The following is an 18,000-nucleotide window of genomic DNA, read 5'->3' as shown; positions in this document are numbered from 1 at the left end:
GCGCGGCTCCTGGCACATGCGGCCGCGCCATCTCTTCTGACCGGAACCTGACGGCACCATGGGTTACACACTCAATTTCTCGGCGGTCTGGCGCAGTTTCGACCAGCTGCTCTGGGGTCTCGGGCTCAGCCTGGCGCTCGCCTTCGTGGCGATCGCCATCGGCTGCGTGCTCGGGCTGATCACTGCCTTCGGCCTGTTGTCGAAGCAAGGCGCGTTGCGCCACCCTGCGCGCATCTACGTCACCATCATCCGCAACACGCCTATTCTGGTGCTGGTGCTGTTCACCTTCTTCGCGCTGCCGCAGCTCGGCATCCGGCTCGGCAAGATCGAGAGCTTCGTCGCGACGTTGGCGCTCTATTCCGGCGCCTATCTCGCCGAAGTGTTTCGCGGTGGCCTGCTCGCCGTGCCCAACGGGCTCAAGGAGGCCGGTCTTGCCATCGGCTTGACCCAGGCGCAGATCCGCAACTCGATCGTCATGCCGCTGATGCTGCGCAACGTGCTGCCGTCGCTGTCGAGCACGCTGATCTCGCTGTTCAAGGACACCTCGCTGGCCGCCGCCATCGCGGTGCCGGAGCTGACCTTCGAGGCGCGCAAGATCAATGTCGAAACCTTCCGTATCATCGAGACCTGGATCGTCGCCAGCTGCCTCTATGTCGCCACCTGCTCGGTGCTCGCAGCCCTGCTGCGCAGGCTCGAGCGGCGCATGTCCATTCCCCGGTGAGTGCCATGGAAACAGTGACATTCTTCGAAACTCTCTGGCTCGCCCGCATCCCGATCCTCAAGGGCATCGGCGTCACCGTCTCGATCTCGGTTCTGGCGATCCTTGTCGGCACCATATTGGGCATCGGCGTCGGCCTGGCGCTGACCTATGGCAACAAGCCGTTGCGCTGGCTCGTGCGCGGCTACACCGACTTCATCCGCGGCACGCCGGTTCTGGTGCTGGTGCTCGCGAGCTACTACGTGCTCGGCACTGTCGGCATCGACCTCGGCCCGTTCCAGGCCGGCGTGCTGGCGCTTGCCGTGTTCTGCTCGTCGCATGTCGGCGAGATCGTGCGCGGCGCGCTGCAGTCGATCCCCAAGGGCCAGACAGAGGCTGCCAAGGCGATCGGCCTGACTTTCCCCCAGACATTTGCCTATGTGCTCGGTCCGCAGGCGCTGCGCCAGGTGTTGCCCGCCTGGGTCAACACGGCCGCCGAGATGGTCAAGGCCTCGACGCTTCTGTCGATCATCGGCGTGGCCGAGCTTCTGCTCAGGACCCAGGAGCTGATCTCGCGCACCTTCATGAGCCTCGAGTTCTATTTCTTCGCGGGCTTCCTCTATTTCGTCGTCAACTACGGCATCGAGCGTTTCGGCCGCTACGTTGAACGCAAAACCTCGATCCCCTCGTGAGGCCGCAACAATGACCGGCAACCTTCTCGAAATCCGCGACCTGCACAAGCGCTACGGCGATGTCGAAGTCCTCAAGGGCGTCGACTGCACCATGGCCCAGGGCGACGTCATCTCCATCATCGGCTCGTCCGGCTCGGGCAAGACGACGATGCTCCGCTGCATCAACATGCTGGAGGAATTCCAGGGCGGCTCGATCCGCATCGACGGCGAAGAAATCGGCTACGAGACCGCAGGCGGCACGCGCCGCCGCAAGAAGGAAAAGGAAATCGCCCGCCAGCGTGCGATGACCGGAATGGCCTTCCAGCAGTTCAACCTGTTCCCGCATATGTCTGCGGCCGAAAACGTCATGCTCGGCCTGGTCAAGGTCAAGAAGATGTCCCGCGACGAGGCGCGCAGCGTCGCCGAAAAGTGGCTCGACCGTGTCGGCCTCGCCGAGCGCCGCGACCGTTTTCCCGGCCAGCTCTCCGGCGGCCAGCAGCAGCGCGTCGCGATCGCACGCGCCATTGCCATGAACCCCAAGCTGATGCTGTTCGACGAGGTCACCTCGGCGCTCGACCCCGAGCTGGTCAACGAGGTGCTGCAGGTCATCAAGGATCTCGCCCGCGACGGCATGAGCATGCTGCTCGTCACCCACGAGATGCGCTTTGCCTATGAGGTGTCGTCGCGCGTGATCTTCATGAACCAGGGCCGCATCGGCGAGGAAGGCAACCCGCGCGAGATGTTCTTGAAGCCGCAGACCGAGCGGCTGGCCGAGTTCCTCAAGACATCAACCTTCAACTAGCATTCGGAGAATAGACATGACGATCAAGCGCTATGGCACCGGCCAGACCGGGGCGGGCAAGCAGGCACTGCCCTTCGCGCGGGCCGTCGAGGCCAATGGCTGGCTCTACGTTTCCGGCCAGGTCGCCATGGAGAATGGTGAGATCGTCGGCGGCGGCATCATCGCCGAGACGCGCAAGACGATGGAAAACGTCATCGCCATCCTGGAAGAAGCCGGTTATGGGCTGGAGCACATCGTGCGTGTCGGCGTATGGCTCGACGACCCCCGCGACTTCTGGTCGTTCAACGGCGTCTATGCCGAGTATTTCGGTGACCATCCGCCGGCGCGTGCTTGCGTACAGTCGAGTATGATGGTCGATTGCAAAGTCGAAATCGACTGCGTCGCCTACAAGGCGCCGTGATGGCATGAAGTTTTGCCGGCGATCTGCCGGGAGAGGCGACACATGGACGACGTATCCGACGACATGACCAACAGGCGGGCGCGCGGTCTCGACCGCGCCTTCGAGATCATGAACTTCTTGCGTCTCAAGCGCACGCCGCTTCGCCCCAACGAGATCGCATCTGGCATCGGCGCGCCGCGTTCGTCCGTCTATGAGCTGGTCAATCTGCTGATGCGCCAGGGCGTGCTCGAATATCGCGGCGAGGACGGCCGGGTCTTCCTCGGCCGCAAGCTCTACTTCCTCGGCATGGCCTATGCCGAGCAGTTCGACCTGATGCGCGAATGCGACAAGCTGTTGACGCACATCGCCGAGGAGACGCGCGAGACGGCGCAGATGTGCCTGCTCGAAGGCAACAAATACACCGTCGCCCAGATGAAGGAAGGCCTGCGCCCGTTCCGCATTTCGTCCAATGTCGGCGATCCCGTCTCCATCGCCTGGACGGCGTCGGGCCGGCTGCTGGTCGCCCATATGAGCGACCAGGAAATCCTCGACTTCATCCCGAAGGAGGATTTCCAGCTGCCCAACGGCCAGTGGCTCGATCCGGCGCAGTTCATCGCAGAAGTGCGCGAGGCGTCGCGGGTCGGCTACTACACCTTCAACAGCGCCGTCGAGAACTTCACCCACTGCTTCGCCGTTCCGGTTTACCAGGCCGACAACATCTGTATCGCAACGCTCTGCCTCGTGGCGCCGCGCGAGGATGGGCTCAAGAACCACGCCAGCTATCTCAAGACGCTGCTCGATGCCGCCGCCGACCTGTCGAGCCGCCTCGGCCACGTCGCCGACGAGCACGCGCCGGGTGCAGCCCGCGCCGGCGGGCGGCGCTGAACGGCAACATACACAACATTTCTGGACACCCTTGATGGCCGGACGCGCACTCCTGATCGGCGAATGCATGGTCGAACTTCGCCAGGCCGGCGACGGCCTGATGCGCAAGGGCTTTGCCGGCGACACCTTCAACACCGCCTATTACCTCAGAAGCTTGCTGCCCGAGGCATGGCCGGTCGACTATTTCTCCGCCGTCGGCACGGACACGATCTCCGATGAAATGCTCACCTTCATCGAGGGCACCGGCGTCGGTACCGGCTTCATCCGTCGCCTGCCGGAGCGTACGCCCGGCCTCTACATGATCCATCTCAAGGATGGCGAGCGCAGCTTCTCCTACTGGCGCTCGGCCTCCGCAGCGCGGCTGCTTGCCGACGACGCTTCGGCGTTGCGTGCGGCCATCGACGCCTCGAAGCTGATCTTCTTCTCCGGCATCACATTGGCGATCCTGGCGCCTGAGGCGCTTGCCACTCTGCTTGCCGAGGTCGGTCGTGCGAAGGCCGCCGGCAAGCTCGTTGCCTTCGATCCCAACATCCGGCCACGCCTGTGGGACGACGCCGACAGGATGCGGCGGGCCATATCGGATGGAGCCGCGGTCTCCAGCATGGTGATGCCCAGCTTCGAAGATGAGGCGACGCATTTCGGCGACGCCTCGGTCGACGCGACGATCGCGCGCTACATTGGGCTTGGCGTGAGCAAGCTCGTCGTCAAGGACGGGGCCGCCGGCATCACGCTGGATTTCGACGGCGAGCGATGCTTCGTGCCATCTGCCCAGGCGGAGAAGATCATCGACACGACGGGTGCCGGCGACAGCTTCAACGGCGCTTTCCTCGCCAACTATCTCCAGACCGGCGACCACCTGAAGGCGGCAGCCTTCGCGGCCAATGTGGCGGCCGCCGTCATCGGCCACCACGGCGCGCTTGTCGGCCGGCCCGAGCTGGACGTACCGGTCGCATAACCGGCCTGGATGTGACGATCCTTGAAGCCGCTTCCGCCTAGTGCGGATGCACCATCTTGGTTGGCTCCTCCAGCAGGGTGAACGGGTAGCCGTCGCATTTCACATCCGGATTTGTCGGGCTGAACATCCCGTTCGGATTGTCCTTGAACAGCCAGGCGTGCAGGTCGTAATGCGCGAATTCCTTGGGGATCAGGGGTTCGTGGCCTTCCATCGGTCCCTGGAAAGGCTGGCCAAGAACGGTCGGTCGTTCCTTCACGGCGTCCATGGGAACCAGCCACTCGACCGCGACAAGGGTGAGCTTGCCGTCGGCCCCAGGTTCGTAGACCAGCACATTCGGCTTGGTGGGGTCGGGCGGGCCCTTCACCGTCAGATTGACGAAATGCACGCCCATCGCGCCCTTCGGATACTCCATCCGCCCCTCTATCTTTTCGCCGGTGTAGTGGACGCAGCCGACCGTCGACAGATAGAGGTCGCGGACGGCGACGTAAGGATCCTTGTATTTTTCGAGCGCCTGGCGGGCGGCGTCGAGTTCGGCTTTGCTGGGCTCTGCGGCGCTGGCCGCGTTGATGGCTGGGATGGCATTCCAGGCGAGAGCCAGGGCGACGATGGCGCCACTGGCGAAACCGGCAGACCTCATGGCAGTTCCTCCGCTGATGTGCGTTGCAACAAGCAATTGCACGAGCCGGGAGTCTCGCGCTCTCCGGGAGCGCTGTAAATCAATCGAATGGGGGAGGGCGCTAGTCAAATCAGCGGGCCGTCGCGGTGAGTGTCTCAAGCGGATGACCAAGCTTCGCCGTGGAACGGTTTTTCCAGGAAACCTGCCTTTTCGTTATGCATATTGCCTGCAGTTTGATCGTCGGCCCTTGAAACTTGTGTAAAGAAATTTTACCATGGGTGAACTGGTGAATTTGTGAGTTTTTGCAACGAGGGATAGCGGCGTGAAAGAAGACCGTTTGTCAGCCGTGATGACTGCCGACGGCAAGAAGGCTGCCGCCGCGATCGCGGCGAAGGCGCAGCCATCGCCGCTTCACCAGGATCCTCATGCCATCCGTGACACGCCCGAGAAGGTGCTGGAGGTGGCGCTCGGCCACGAGGTCCGTTCCTTCCGCAAGAAGCTCGGCATCACCGTGGCCGACCTTGCGGCGATGACCAACATCTCGCTCGGCATGCTGTCCAAGATCGAAAACGGCATCACCTCGCCGTCGCTGACCACGCTGCAGGCGCTGTCGCGGGCGCTGGGCGTGCCGCTGACCGCCTTCTTCCGCCGCTTCGAGGAGGAGCGCAGCGCTGTCTTCGTCAAGTCCGGCGAGGGCGTCGACGTCGAGCGTCGCGGCACCCGCGCCGGGCACCAGTACAACCTGCTCGGCCATATCGGCTCCAACACCGCCGGTGTCGTGGTCGAACCTTATCTGATCACGCTTGCCGGGGATTCGGACGTGTTTCCGATGTTCCAGCATGAGGGCATGGAGTTCCTCTACATGCTGGAGGGCGAGGTCGTTTATCGCCACGGCAGCAACCTCTACCGCATGACGCCGGGCGACAGCCTGTTCTTCGACGCCGATGCCCCGCACGGTCCGGAAGAGTTGACCCAATTGCCGATCCGCTATCTCTCGATCATTTCCTATCCGCAAGGGTCGAGCGGCGACTGACCTCGGCTCGCAGCAGTCACGGAAACGCAAAAGGAGGCGATGTTATCGCCTCCTTTTGCTTGGTCGGTGGCCTGAGCATCGTGGACGCCCAGGCCGTGATCGATCTGCTAGTCCGGGCTGAAGCCGGGCGAGGTCGCAGCACCGTCGTCATATTTCGACAGCCACTCGACTGTGGTCTGGCGATAACGGGTCAGGCCCTTGTATTCGGCGAGCTCGACCGGCAGGTCGCGCAACACCCGATGAAAGCGGCGGGCCCATTTCGGCACCGTCACCAGCTCGTCCATCTTGAGCAGGTAGCAGCGGATCGGGAAGACCAGCGCGTTGGAACGCGGCAGGCGCCAGAAGCTCTGCAGTTCGACGCGCAGATGGACCTTCTGGCCGACATTGTCCGGCGTCACCGTCATGCGGTCGCTGCCCCATTTGTGGAAGTTCTCAGGGCTGGTATCAAGGCGCGGATTGATCGTCATGGTCCAGTTCAAGCGCCGTGCCGGCTTGCCCTGCTGGATGTTGGTCAGGAACTTCAGCGCGCGGGTGAATACGCCCATTTCGTGCGCCAGCGGCACCGGTGCGTGCCATTCGAAAAAGTTCATGCCGATGTCGAAGTCGAGCGACCAGTCCGCCTGCGTGGTGATCATGCCGGCGTCCATCCACAGGTTGTTGTCCCGTTGGTCGAGGATGGCAAAATCGCCTTGGCTCTGGCGGGTGATGTACTCCATCGGCCCGTAGGGCAAGGTGGAGACGTCGCCGAAGGTGAAGGTGTCGTCGATGCCGAGCGGCCGGTTTATCCAGCGCCAGCGGTCGCCGTCGCGCGTCAGCGTGAAGTGCTCGGGATAGCTCGCGGCCTTCTCGGTCATTAGCAGCTCGAGCAGGTCCCAGCCGGCCAGCGTCATATGCGGCAGCGACTGGCAGCGCAGCGGATCTTCCGCCAGCACCTTGGCGCGGTCCTGCATCTCCGAGACATAGTGCTCGTCGACGTCGATCAGGTGCTCGAACACGCTGTTTTTCGGCCCGGGCACATGCGGCTCGATGTTGACCGAATACATGTAGGCGTCTTCGTGATAGGGGAAGGGAAACCGCCTGATGTTCTCAGGACTGTTCCTGAAGGTAAAATCGTCGCGGAATGTTTCTTTCCTGAAGTTAATTCCCATCAATTCCTCCCTCTTCCAGAGCGTAGGACGCTCCGGGATATTCTACCGTTCCAGGACCAGCGAGCGGCCCTCGAAGCGCGAAACGCATGGCATGATCTTCTTGCCCGAGCAGTGCTCCTCATCGCTCAGCCAATGGTCGTTGTGCTTGAACGTGCCGTCATAGGAAATGACGTTGGTCTCGCACTGGCCGCAGACGCCGCCGCGGCAGAGATAGGGCGGATCGACACCCGCGGCCTCGATCGCCTCAAGCAGGCTCTGCTGTTCGCCGACCCGGATTTCCAGGCCGCTGACAGCCAGTTTGACGTCGAAGGGCGTGCCCGGCTGCGGTGCGGCGAAATGCTCGTAATGCACGGAATCTTCCGGCCAGCCATGAGCGGCGGCGGTGTCGCGCACCCATTTGATCATGCCGGCGGGGCCGCAGACATAGATATGCGTGCCGAGCGGCTGCGTGGCGAGCAGGCGGTCGAGCGGAATGCGCTCGTTGTGCTCGTCGTAATAGAGGTTGACCCTATTGCCGTAGCGTTCGCGCAGCACCTCGGTGTAGCTGCCGAGCGCCTCGGAACGGCAGGTGTAATGCAGCTCGAAATTGCCGCCCGACGAGGCGAGTTGGGCTGTCTGGGCAAGGAACGGCGTGATGCCGATGCCGCCGGCGATCATCAGGTGTTTTTTGGCGCGGAGGTCGAGCGAAAACAGGTTCACAGGGTAGCTGATGACCATTTCGCTACCGCGCTTGACGCGGTTGTGCATGAACAGCGAGCCGCCGCGGCCGACATCGTCGCGGCGCACCGAGATGGTGTAGTCGCGTGTGGCGAGCGGCGAACTCATCAGCGAATAGGGGTTGAGCCTGGTGATGTCGCCGTCGCGCATTTCAACGACGACATGGGCGCCGCCGGAAAAGGTCGGCAGGTTGCCGCCGTCCGTGCGCTCGAAGTGGAAACGCTTGACCAGTTCATTGACCGCGACCACTTCGGTCACGGTGACGTTCAGCTTGTTTGTTCCCGCGCTCACCGGAAAATCTCCTCTTTCTGAGGGACCTCGGTCGGATCCTCGGCATTGATGCAGACGCCCTGGAAGGCGGCCAGACGCTTGGAGTAGTGGTCGCGGACAAGGAGCAGCAGGCCGCAATGCGAGCAGGTAACCGGCTGGGTGGTGACGTTCTCGGTGACGCCCTTGCAGTGCACGCACTGCACCCGGCGCGCCCACGAGCCGCGATGCTCGGTCTGGATCGAAGCCGGGTCGATGCCGGCTTCGATGGCGGCCTGCATCATCTGGCCGATCAGCCCTTCGGTGCCGGCGAGATACATGCGCAGGCCCATATGGGCGTTGGCCAGTGTCCAGGTCAGCCGCGGCAGCGCTGCCGCGACAGACGGGCCTTCATAATACTGGGCCGGCTTCAACGCCTTCAGCAAGTCCTGAAAGCTGTTTCCGGTCCGGCCCGGTATGAACATGATGTGTGCGTTGGCGAAGAAGTCCTCTGGAGCCTTCTTCGCCAGGTCCAGGATCGCGGACGCCCCTTCGGCGTCCGCGATCAGAAGGTGGCTCTTGCCGGCCTGCGGTGACAATGTTCCGTAGACCGGGCGACTAAGGATCGTCTTCACCGGTGCACTGTCCAAGGTCTCAGCCCTTTGCCGTCCGCTTCAGCTTCTTCGGGTCGTCGAACGGCAACGACTGCGCCGTTGCCTTGACCGTACCGCTGGCGTTGCGAATTTCCAGTGGCGTGCCGACGATGGCGCAGTCGACGTCGAGGCGGGCGATGCCCATCGACTTCTTGACCAGCGGCGAATACATCGCGCAGGTCACGACACCGACCTTCTTGCCGTCGCGATAGATCTCGGCGCCTTCGTCAGCCGGCTTGTCGCTGTCGAGCAGCACGCCGAAGATCTTGAAGCGCTCCTTGCCCTTGAGGCGATAGTGCTCTTCGGCGCCGCGGAAGCCGGTCTTGCCGGGGCTGACGGTGAAGTCGAGACCGAGTTCCCACAAGGTGTCGCCAGGACCTTCGTTCGCGAACGGGTATTTCTGCGAGTTGTCGTACGGGTAGAACAGAAGGTAGCTCTCGACGCGCAGCATGTCGAGCGTGGTGAAGCGCGTCGGGATGATGCCCATCGGCTTGCCTTCGGCAACGATGGTGTCCCAGATCTGGCCTGCGTCCTGGCCGCGGCAGAAAATCTCGTAGCCGCGTTCGCCGGTGTAGCCGGTGCGCGAGATCATCACCGGGAAGCCGAACAGCTGGGTCTGCATGTGGTGGAAGTAGTTGAGGTCGCGGATGCCGGGCACATGCTTGGCGAGATAGTCGACGGCGAGCGGGCCCTGCAGCGACAGGTCGTGCAGGTTGTCGTCGAAGCGGACCGAGACGTCGCGGCCGATCGATGCGCGGGTCAATTCCTCATGTCCCGATCCCGAACCGTGCACGACCATCCAGGAGTTCGGACCCATGCGGTAGATGACGCAGTCGTCGGTGAACTTGCCGGCATCGTTGAGCATGCAGGCATAGACCGACTTGCCGGGGTAGATCTTCTCGACATTGCGGGTGGTGCACAGATCAATGACGTGCCCTGCGTGGGCGCCGGTGATGTGCACCTTCTTGAGGCCTGAAACATCCATCAGGCCGGCCTTGGTGCGGATCGCCACATACTCCTCGTCGGCGTCCTTGTCATAGCTCCAGGCCGTGCCCATGCCGCTCCAGTCTTCCAGTTTGGAACCCAGTGCGCGGTGGCGGTCGGCCAACGTCGAAAAACGCCATGAAGCTGTCATTTCAGGTACTCCTCCATATTGTTCCCCGCCCTTGGCCTTGCCTTGAGGCGGTCATTTGTTGAGGGCATTTGAACCCAAATTTGCCTCTAGGGCAATATCCAAGTGCAAGAATTTTTACTGATAGGCAACATTTTGCCTGTCGTTTCTTCCGGGCCTGTGCTGGTCAACAAGCTTGGCCGTGAGTTGGGCGGCGGGCAAAAAAAAGCCTGGCACATGAGGTGCCAGGCCTTGAAAGGGCGCTCCGGGCCTGGGGGACAGGAGGGGTGGATTGGAGCGCCTTGGGAGAGAGGTTTCGCTCAGAACAGTCCTTCGATCTGGCCCTGTTCGTTGAGGAAGATCTTCTCGGATGACGGTGCCTTGGGCAGGCCGGGCATGGTCATGATCTCACCGCAGATGGCGACGATGAAGCCGGCACCTGCTGCCAGGCGCACTTCACGTACCGGTACGACGTGGTCGACAGGGGCACCCCTGAGGTTCGGGTCGGTCGAGAACGAATACTGCGTCTTGGCCATGCACACCGGCAGGTGGCCGTAGCCGGCCTGTTCCCAGGCATGCAGCTGGTCGCGCACCGACTTGTCGGCGATGGCTTCGGAGCCGCGGTAGATGCGCTTGACGATGGTGTCGATCTTGTCGAACAGCTTCATGTCGTCGGGATAGAGCGGCGAGAACTGCGAGGCGCCGCTTTCGGCCAGCTGCACCACCTTGTGGGCGAGCTCCTCGATGCCGGCCGACCCCTTGGCCCAGTGCTTGCACAGGATCGCTTCCGCACCCATCGAGGCGACATACTCCTTCATCGCTGCGATTTCGGCGTCGGTGTCGGAGACGAAGTGGTTCATCGCCACCACCACAGGCACGCCGAACTGCTTGACGTTCTCGATGTGGCGGCCAAGGTTGGCGCAGCCCTTCTTCACCGCCTCGACATTCTCCTTGCCGAGCTCTTCCTTCTTGACGCCGCCATTCATCTTCATCGCGCGCACGGTGGCGACGATGACGGCGGCTGCCGGCTTGAGACCCGCCTTGCGGCACTTGATGTCGAAGAACTTCTCGGCACCGAGGTCAGCGCCGAAGCCGGCTTCGGTGACGACATAGTCGGCGAGCTTGAGGGCGGTGGTGGTGGCAACGACCGAGTTGCAGCCATGGGCGATGTTGGCGAAGGGGCCGCCATGGACGAAGGCCGGGTTGTTCTCCAGCGTCTGCACCAGGTTCGGCTGCACCGCATCCTTCAGCAGCACGGCCATGGCGCCATCGGCCTTGAGGTCGCGGGCATAGACGGCGGTCTTGTCGCGGCGATAGGCGACGATGATGTCGCCGAGGCGCTTCTCGAGATCTTTCAGATCGGTTGCCAGGCACAGGATCGCCATGACTTCGGAAGCGACGGTGATGTCGAAGCCGGCTTCACGCGGAAAGCCGTTGGCGACGCCGCCGAGCGAGCAGTTGATCTGGCGCAGCGCCCGGTCGTTCATGTCCATCACCCGGCGCCAGACGACGCGGCGGGTGTCGATGCCGAGCTCGTTGCCCCAGTAGATGTGGTTGTCGATCAGCGCCGACAAAAGGTTGTGGGCGGTGGTGATGGCGTGGAAGTCGCCGGTGAAGTGGAGGTTCATGTCCTCCATCGGCACGACCTGGGCATAACCGCCGCCGGCAGCACCACCCTTGACGCCGAAGTTCGGCCCGAGCGAGGCTTCACGGATGCAGACGATGGCCTTCTTGCCGATGCGGTTCAGGCCGTCACCGAGGCCGACCGTGGTGGTGGTCTTGCCTTCGCCGGCCGGCGTCGGGTTGATCGCGGTGACCAGGATCAGCTTGCCGTCCTTGTTCTTGCGCGCATTGGCAATGAACTCGGCCGAGATCTTCGCCTTGTCGTGGCCATAAGGCAGCAGATGCTCGGTCGGAATGCCGATCTTGGCACCGACCTCCTGGATCTGCTTCTTCTTCGCCGCACGCGCGATCTCGATGTCGGTCTTGAATTCGGCCATGACTCTCTTCCCTTGAGTTTGGTTCGATTTCCGCGGAGCCTCGGGCTCCCAGATTAAAAACGTGGTGCTGACTGGCCCGCCGAACGGAAGGCCGAGACGACCGTATTGGCCATCAGAAGTGCAATGGTCATCGGCCCGACGCCACCCGGCACCGGCGTGATGGCGCCGGCCTGCTCGGCGGCGCTGCCGTAGTCGACGTCGCCGACGAGCTTCGACTTGCCATTGAGACCGCCCTCCAGGCGGTTGATGCCGACGTCGATGACGGTGGCGCCCGGCTTCACCCAGTCGCCCTTGATCATTTCAGGACGCCCGACGGCCGCGACGAGGATGTCGGCGCTGCGGCACAACGCCGGCAGGTCCTTGGTGCGGCTATGGGCTACGGTGACGGTGGCGTTGGCATTGAGCAGAAGGTTCGCCATCGGCTTGCCGACGATATTGGAGCGGCCGACGACCACTGCGTTGAGCCCCGAAAGATCGCGGCCGAGCGCACGCTCGATCAGCAGCATCGAGCCGGCCGGCGTACAAGGCACAAAGGCGGTGTCGAGCTCACCGGTGCCGAGCTTGCCGACATTGGTGAAATGGAAGCCGTCGACATCCTTGTCGGCCGAGATCGTCTGGATGATCTTGCCGGCGTCGATATGGTCGGGCAGGGGCAGCTGCACGAGGATGCCGTGGATCTTGGGATCGGCGTTGAGCTTCTGCACCAGTGCGACCAGATCGGCTTCCGAGGTATCGGACGGCAGCGCGTGCTCGACCGAGTGGAAGCCGCATTCCTTGGCCTTCTTGCCCTTGGAGGCGACATAGACCTGGCTTGCCGGGTCGTGGCCAACGATGACCACTGCGATACCGGGGACGACACCGGTCTCGGCGATCAGCTTTTCGGCTGCGATCCGGACCTTTGTCACCACATCGGCGGCAACTGCCTTGCCATCGATTACCGTCGTCATGCTGTGCAATCCTCCCAGGCGCGCGCGTGCGATCCTATGGCATGAGCCATCGGTTCCAGCCCCGGATTACACCATCCGGACAGCTTTTTGCGCTGAAATTTCCCGTCTGAATCTATAGCAGCTGACGGGGGTGAAAGTCAACCCAAATGCAAAAATCTTTCATGAAAAGAAATATTGGCCCGGCGCGATTTTGCTCGCTGCCGGGCTGGGCGACGCCGGGGCAAATCGGCGCAAAGCGTGCGGCGGTTGTCGAAATGAATTGCGCAAAAACAAGAAGATAGAGCGGCGATGCGAATCGCCGAAAAGGACGGCAACGCCGCGGTGCGAAATGCAAAAGGCCGGCTTGCGCCGGCCTTCGCAGGTTGAATGTGCGTCAAGCTTCAGAGCACGAAGAACCAGTTGGCGAGAAGCACCACGGCCAGACCGGCGATCAGCGTCAGGTAGGGCAGGATGCCCGCCTTCTTCACGCGCAGGTCGCTCTGCTGCATGCCCAGATCCTCGAGCATGTGCTCGGGGAACTTGCCGCCGTCCTGGATATAGTGGCGGTAGCAGAACACCGGGATGATCAGGGCCGCGGTGAACAAGCCGGCCCAGAGTGCCATCGGGTTCCACACCTTGGCGCCGGCGCCCATGAAGATGGCGTTGACGTAAGCAAAAAGGGCACCGACCGTGATCAGCCAGGTCGGCGCGCGCCATGGCCGCTTGATGTGGCCGTTGTCCATGCGATGGATCCAGCCGGAGTTCAGGTTGAGGAAGTTGAAGATGATGTAGCCGCAGTTCGAGACGGCGAGGATGAAGAAGAAGCTCGTCGCATCCGTCGAGGCGATGGCCAGGACGAACAGGTTGGCGATGAGATCGGTCCACATGGCGCGGGTCGGCGCGCCGTGCTCGTTGACGTGGCTGAGGTAACGCGGCAGCCAGCCGTCGACCGAACCCTGGTAGAGCGTGCGCGACGATCCGGCCATCGCCGTCATGATGGCGAGCAACAATGCGAGGATCATCAGCATGACGAGCAGGTTCTTCACCAGCCCGCCGCCACCGACCATGCCGGCAAGTGCATCGGCAACACCGGAACCGTCGACGATCGGCGTCGACAGCATGCCGTTGAGCCCGAGCACGCCCTGGAAGGTGAACGGCACGATCATGAACAGCAGCATGCAGAGCAGGCCGGAATAGAAGATGGCCTTGAAGGTGTCGGTGGCCGGGTTCTTGAACTCGCGGGTGTAGCAGACGGCGGTTTCGAAGCCGTAGGTCGACCATGCGGCGATGAACATGCCGCCGAGCACCAGCGTCCAGCCAGCGACGTTCCACGCGCCGGGTTCAGGTGCGTAGGCTGCGGCCAGCGGCACGAAGGGCGAGTAGTTGTCCCAGTTGATCTGGCCGGTGAGGATCGGTACCACGCCGACGATCAAAAGCGGCACGATGACCAGCAGGCCGACGACCTTCTGCACGGCAGCAGTGCCGAGAATGCCGCGATGCTGGATCGCGAAGGTCACCAGCATCAGCACGGCGCCGATCCAGAAGGTTGCGTTGAGCGAGAAGCCGACCGGACCGAGCGAGTGGCTGTAGAGCGTCCAGGTGCGGATGCCGGGCGTCGCTGCGGCGGTTACCGCTGCAACGGCGTCAGCGGCAGTGGTGCCGACATTTGCCGCCATGTACTGCAGCACCTCCGGCGAGGCTTCGGTGAAGCCGGGGATCGGTGCCAGCGCGTTGAGGATGTAGGCGGCGGCGATCGAACAGCCGAGCGACAGCACCGGTGACCAGGCGAACCAGTTGCACCACACCGACAGCGGCGCGACGAACTTGGAATAGCGCAGCCATGCGGTGGCGCCATAGACCGAGGCGCCACCCGACTTGTTTGGGAACAGGCCGGCGATCTCGGCATAGGTGAAGGACTGGATGAAGCCCATCAGCATGGAGCAGATCCAGATCGCAAAAGCGATGTTGCCGGCGGTACCGGCAATGCCGCCGATCGAGAACAGCACAAGAGGCGGCACGCCGCTGGCAACCCAGAAGGCGCCTCGCCAGTCGATTGTCCTGTGAAGCTGGCCGGCGGAATCCGCCGGACTGATGTCCGTAACAGCGCTCATTGGTCAAATTCCCCATTGATTAGGATGCCCGTCGCCCAAGCCCGGCTTTCCCGGTTTTCAAGGTGCGGCGGCAGTTTCCGCTTAGGCTTCTTTTTTTCCTCAAAGTGAAGTTTGTCCGAATTCGAGGCGCCGTCAAGCTATTTTGTCGCAGCACTGGACCAATCTTCACAACTGGTACCCTCGGTTGGAAAATTGGGCAGACGATGATGCCTCTCTGGACAGCGGCGGCCTACCCGAACGGGTGGGTAAGCAGGCTTGGCGCCATTTGCCGGCTTGTGGAGGCCAGTTCGGCAGTAAAAATGCCGCATCCACTGGAATGAAAAAATCATTCATGATATGAATTGCGTTCACAGGGTCGATCCGGGCAGGACCGGAGAAGAGCGACCCAGCGCAAGAGACGTCGGCAAGAGGTGCGTGCACGAACATAGGCGGGAGGAACATGAACGCCGAATGGAAGGGTCAGCGCCATGGCATCGGGATAGAGGTGGTGCCGGTGGTGAAGGAAAACAGGTTCAGGGTTCTGATAGCCGAGCGCAATCCGCTCGTCATCGCAGCCCTTGGCGACATGCTTTCACGTGACAGCCGCTTCGAGCTGGCAGAGAGCGTGCAGACCGGCAAGGCTTTCCTCGAGGCGGCCTCAACTGCTGCCCCACAGTTCGATATCGCGGTGCTGGGCTGGCGGCTGCAAGACATGGACTCCGGCGAGGTGCTGGCCGAGATGCAGCGGCGCAGCCTTCATGCCCGCGTGGTGATCTTCTCCAACGACCACGACATCTCGATCCTCAAGCAATGCGTACGCCTTGGCGTACAGGGCTTCTGCTATCAGTTCGACGACCCGGCGATCCTGTTCGACACGCTGGTTGCCGTCGCCCATGGCCGCATCTGCATTCCCTATATGGATGTATCCAAGATCAACGACACGCCGCTGTCGCGCTTGACCGCGCGCGAGCGCGAGCTTTTGTCAGTTCTGGCCGACGGCTGGACCAACCTGCAGATCGCCGCGCGCACCGGCATCTCGGAAAACACGGTCAAGTACCATCTCAAGAATCTCTACGACAAGCTCGACGTCCGCAACCGGGCGATGGCAGTGGCGCTTTACGCCAGTGAGAAGAACCGCGGACCACATCTGAGTTCGCAGTAGCACCGGCTTCGGATGAGCTGTGCCCTGCGTGGGCCAGCTCATCGGCGTTCGTGTCTCCTTCGGACGCAGCCGCCCCAGCGCCTGGCTACACCTCTTCGACAAACACAGAGCCAACCGCCTCCTCACGTGCGAGGGAGCGGAAATGCCCTGTACTTTGAGGGGTCGGATCACAGGATTCAGCGCTCTGCGCCGCTGTGAGACAGAGCAGAGGCGAGGCAGTGCTGGGAGAGGATGCGCAGGGAACGGCGAGGCATCGATGTCGACGACCTACCCGCCGCAGTGTTCATTTGGAGACGCGAAAACGACAGCCGGACGAGATCCTGTGCGCCGCTGTTCGTCGTGCTGCCCGTCATGAGTTCGCGCAAAAAGGGATGCCGCCCCGGCTGGGGCGGCCTTTCACATCAGGAAAGTCGGGCAGCCCTGTTGGGCCGCCTTTCACTCCGCCGCTTCGGCGGTGCGCAGGTAGGATTCCAGCGAGTCGTCGAGGGCATCCTTCCACGGCGTGTGATGGGCGGGTGCCATGGTGCCGGTGATGACCGATTTGTAGGAGTGGTTGCGGAACTCCATGATGCCCTTCTTCTTGTGTTCCTTCCACTCGAAGAAGGCCTCGTTGGCGCCGTCCACGTCGAAGCTCGGATAGTCGGTCTCGGCGATCAGCTCCTTGACGTATTCGCCCTGGTATTCGATCGCGTCATGCGAGTCCTTGCCGGCATCTTCGCCGGCAACGCGTTCCTGAACATCGTCGAGCAGCGCCTGCTTGCTGTCGGGCAGCTTGATGCGGCCGAGGATGACGTCGCGCGTCCACCAGGCCTGGGCGTCGAACATGTTGAAGGTGAACCACTGGTCCTGCATGCCGAGATAGAACATCGCCGGATTGTGGACGTAAGCCACGCCCTTGTAGAGGTCGGCGGTCGCAAGCCGGTTGGCGGTCCTGAGACGCAGGTCGTCGGGCAGGAACGGGAAGTGGTGCTTGTAGCCGGTGCACAGGATGATGGCGTCGATCTTCTTGGTCGAGCCGTCCTTGAAGGTCGCGGTGTTGATCTCGACCTTTTCCAGCAGCGGGCGCTCTTCCCAGTTGTCGGGCCATTTGAAGCCCATCGGCGCGGTGCGGTAGCAGTTGGTGATCGATTTGGCGCCGTACTTCCAGCACTGCGAGCCGATGTCCTCGGCTGAATAGCTGGTGCCGACGATCAGGATGTCCTTGCCTGCGAATTCGCGGGCGTCACGGAAGTCGTGGGCGTGCAGGATGCGGCCGTTGAAGCGGTCGAAGCCGGGGAATTCAGGAACGTTCGGGGTCGAGAAGTGGCCCGAGGCGACGATGACGTGGTCGAACTCCTCGGAGTAGCAGTGATCCTTGGGCAGGTCCTGGACGGTGACGGTGAACTTCTTGGTCTCCTTGTCCCAGGTGACCATGCGGACGGCGGTCTCGAAACGGATCCACTTGCGGACGCCGGCTTTCTTAACGCGGCCCTCGATGTAGTCGAACAGCACGGCGCGCGGCGGGTAGGACGCGATCTGCTTGCCGAAATGCTCCTCGAAGGAATAGTCGGCGAATTCCAGGCCCTCCTTGGGGCCGTTGGACCAGAGATAGCGGTACATCGAACCATGTACCGGCTCGCCATACTGGTCGAGGCCGGTGCGCCAGGTGTAGTTCCATAGGCCGCCCCAGTTGGCCTGCTTCTCGAAGCAGACAATTTCCGGGATGTCCGCGCCTTTCGCCGCGGCCGACTGGAATGCCCTCAACTGCGCCAGTCCAGATGGTCCGGCACCGATCACGGCGACACGCTTGGCTGTCATGGTTTCCTCCTTTTGGTATAGACCAAATTTCGTTATTGGTTCCTCTGGTTCAGTTATGTTGCCTGCCATTATACCAATTTGTCAACGGCGTGTTTCCTGTGAGGAAGGAAAA

17 protein-coding genes are annotated in these 18,000 nt (G+C 62.4%); 8 read left to right on the top strand and 9 right to left on the bottom strand.

Annotated elements, in window-relative coordinates; genetic code table 11:
* Positions 1-58 precede the first annotated feature (58 nt).
* From IG197_RS09190 to IG197_RS09165, 6 genes are read left to right on the top strand one after another with little or no spacing between them, the layout of a single operon-like run.
* Positions 59-721 carry an amino acid ABC transporter permease gene (locus IG197_RS09190; protein WP_192318376.1) on the top strand — a complete coding sequence of 221 codons (663 nt, stop codon included), beginning with the start codon at positions 59-61 and terminating at the stop codon, positions 719-721.
* A 5-nt stretch (positions 722-726) separates the two neighbouring features.
* Positions 727-1,389, top strand: coding sequence for an amino acid ABC transporter permease (locus tag IG197_RS09185; protein ID WP_067965361.1), 663 nt, complete (start codon positions 727-729; stop codon positions 1,387-1,389).
* 10 nt (positions 1,390-1,399) lie between these two features.
* On the top strand, positions 1,400-2,170 hold the full coding sequence (locus IG197_RS09180) for an amino acid ABC transporter ATP-binding protein (RefSeq protein WP_067965359.1): 771 nt from the start codon (positions 1,400-1,402) through the stop codon (positions 2,168-2,170).
* Positions 2,171-2,186: 16 nt separating this feature from the next.
* Complete coding sequence (locus IG197_RS09175) at positions 2,187-2,570, top strand: RidA family protein (protein ID WP_067965357.1); 384 nt, start codon at positions 2,187-2,189, stop codon at positions 2,568-2,570.
* Between the two features lie 42 nt (positions 2,571-2,612).
* Positions 2,613-3,434 carry an IclR family transcriptional regulator gene (locus IG197_RS09170; RefSeq protein WP_067965355.1) on the top strand — a complete coding sequence of 274 codons (822 nt, stop codon included), beginning with the start codon at positions 2,613-2,615 and terminating at the stop codon, positions 3,432-3,434.
* A gap of 34 nt (positions 3,435-3,468) precedes the next feature.
* Entirely contained in the window at positions 3,469-4,389 is a 921-nt protein-coding gene (locus IG197_RS09165; RefSeq protein ID WP_192318374.1) for a sugar kinase, read from the top strand.
* Positions 4,390-4,426: 37 nt separating this feature from the next.
* On the opposite strand, the gene IG197_RS09160 is transcribed toward IG197_RS09165, so the two are convergent.
* Complete coding sequence (locus IG197_RS09160) at positions 4,427-5,026, bottom strand: hypothetical protein (protein ID WP_192318372.1); 600 nt, start codon at positions 5,024-5,026, stop codon at positions 4,427-4,429.
* Between the two features lie 328 nt (positions 5,027-5,354).
* Between IG197_RS09160 and IG197_RS09155 the strand changes: the two genes are divergently transcribed.
* Entirely contained in the window at positions 5,355-6,038 is a 684-nt protein-coding gene (locus IG197_RS09155; RefSeq protein ID WP_182575997.1) for an XRE family transcriptional regulator, read from the top strand.
* A 107-nt stretch (positions 6,039-6,145) separates the two neighbouring features.
* Here IG197_RS09155 and IG197_RS09150 read toward each other — a convergent pair whose 3' ends face one another.
* From IG197_RS09150 to IG197_RS09120, 7 genes are all read right to left on the bottom strand, one after another.
* A complete protein-coding gene (locus IG197_RS09150) occupies positions 6,146-7,186 on the bottom strand; it encodes a DUF3445 domain-containing protein (RefSeq protein WP_192318370.1) in 1,041 nt (346 codons plus the stop codon).
* 42 nt (positions 7,187-7,228) lie between these two features.
* Positions 7,229-8,194, bottom strand: a complete 966-nt coding sequence (locus IG197_RS09145) for a PDR/VanB family oxidoreductase (protein WP_192318369.1) — start codon at positions 8,192-8,194, stop codon at positions 7,229-7,231.
* Positions 8,191-8,784 (bottom strand): dimethylamine monooxygenase subunit DmmA family protein, encoded by a 594-nt coding sequence (locus IG197_RS09140; protein WP_246765344.1) that lies wholly within the window; start codon positions 8,782-8,784, stop codon positions 8,191-8,193. Before IG197_RS09140 ends, IG197_RS09145 begins: the two co-directional genes overlap by 4 nt.
* A gap of 19 nt (positions 8,785-8,803) precedes the next feature.
* Positions 8,804-9,937 carry an aminomethyltransferase family protein gene (locus IG197_RS09135; RefSeq protein ID WP_192318366.1) on the bottom strand — a complete coding sequence of 378 codons (1,134 nt, stop codon included), beginning with the start codon at positions 9,935-9,937 and terminating at the stop codon, positions 8,804-8,806.
* A gap of 296 nt (positions 9,938-10,233) precedes the next feature.
* Positions 10,234-11,913, bottom strand: a complete 1,680-nt coding sequence (locus IG197_RS09130; protein WP_067965347.1) for a formate--tetrahydrofolate ligase — start codon at positions 11,911-11,913, stop codon at positions 10,234-10,236.
* A gap of 53 nt (positions 11,914-11,966) precedes the next feature.
* Complete coding sequence (locus IG197_RS09125) at positions 11,967-12,860, bottom strand: bifunctional methylenetetrahydrofolate dehydrogenase/methenyltetrahydrofolate cyclohydrolase (RefSeq protein WP_067965343.1); 894 nt, start codon at positions 12,858-12,860, stop codon at positions 11,967-11,969.
* 380 nt (positions 12,861-13,240) lie between these two features.
* On the bottom strand, positions 13,241-14,950 hold the full coding sequence (locus IG197_RS09120) for an APC family permease (protein WP_182576228.1): 1,710 nt from the start codon (positions 14,948-14,950) through the stop codon (positions 13,241-13,243).
* Between the two features lie 439 nt (positions 14,951-15,389).
* On the opposite strand from IG197_RS09120, the gene IG197_RS09115 reads away from it, so the two are divergent.
* Positions 15,390-16,091: a response regulator transcription factor gene (locus tag IG197_RS09115; RefSeq protein ID WP_182576227.1), complete on the top strand. Its 702-nt coding sequence runs from the start codon at positions 15,390-15,392 to the stop codon at positions 16,089-16,091.
* Positions 16,092-16,526: 435 nt separating this feature from the next.
* Here the strand turns inward: IG197_RS09115 and IG197_RS09110 are convergent, their stop codons facing one another.
* Entirely contained in the window at positions 16,527-17,888 is a 1,362-nt protein-coding gene (locus IG197_RS09110; RefSeq protein WP_182576226.1) for an NAD(P)-binding domain-containing protein, read from the bottom strand.
* Between the last annotated feature and the right edge of the window lie 112 nt (positions 17,889-18,000).

This window comes from Aminobacter sp. SR38, assembly GCF_014843375.1.
Classification (GTDB): Bacteria; Pseudomonadota; Alphaproteobacteria; order Rhizobiales; family Rhizobiaceae; genus Aminobacter; species Aminobacter ciceronei.
The sequence above is the reverse complement of the archived record's forward strand: the minus strand, read 5'-3'. Positions and strand labels throughout refer to the sequence as shown.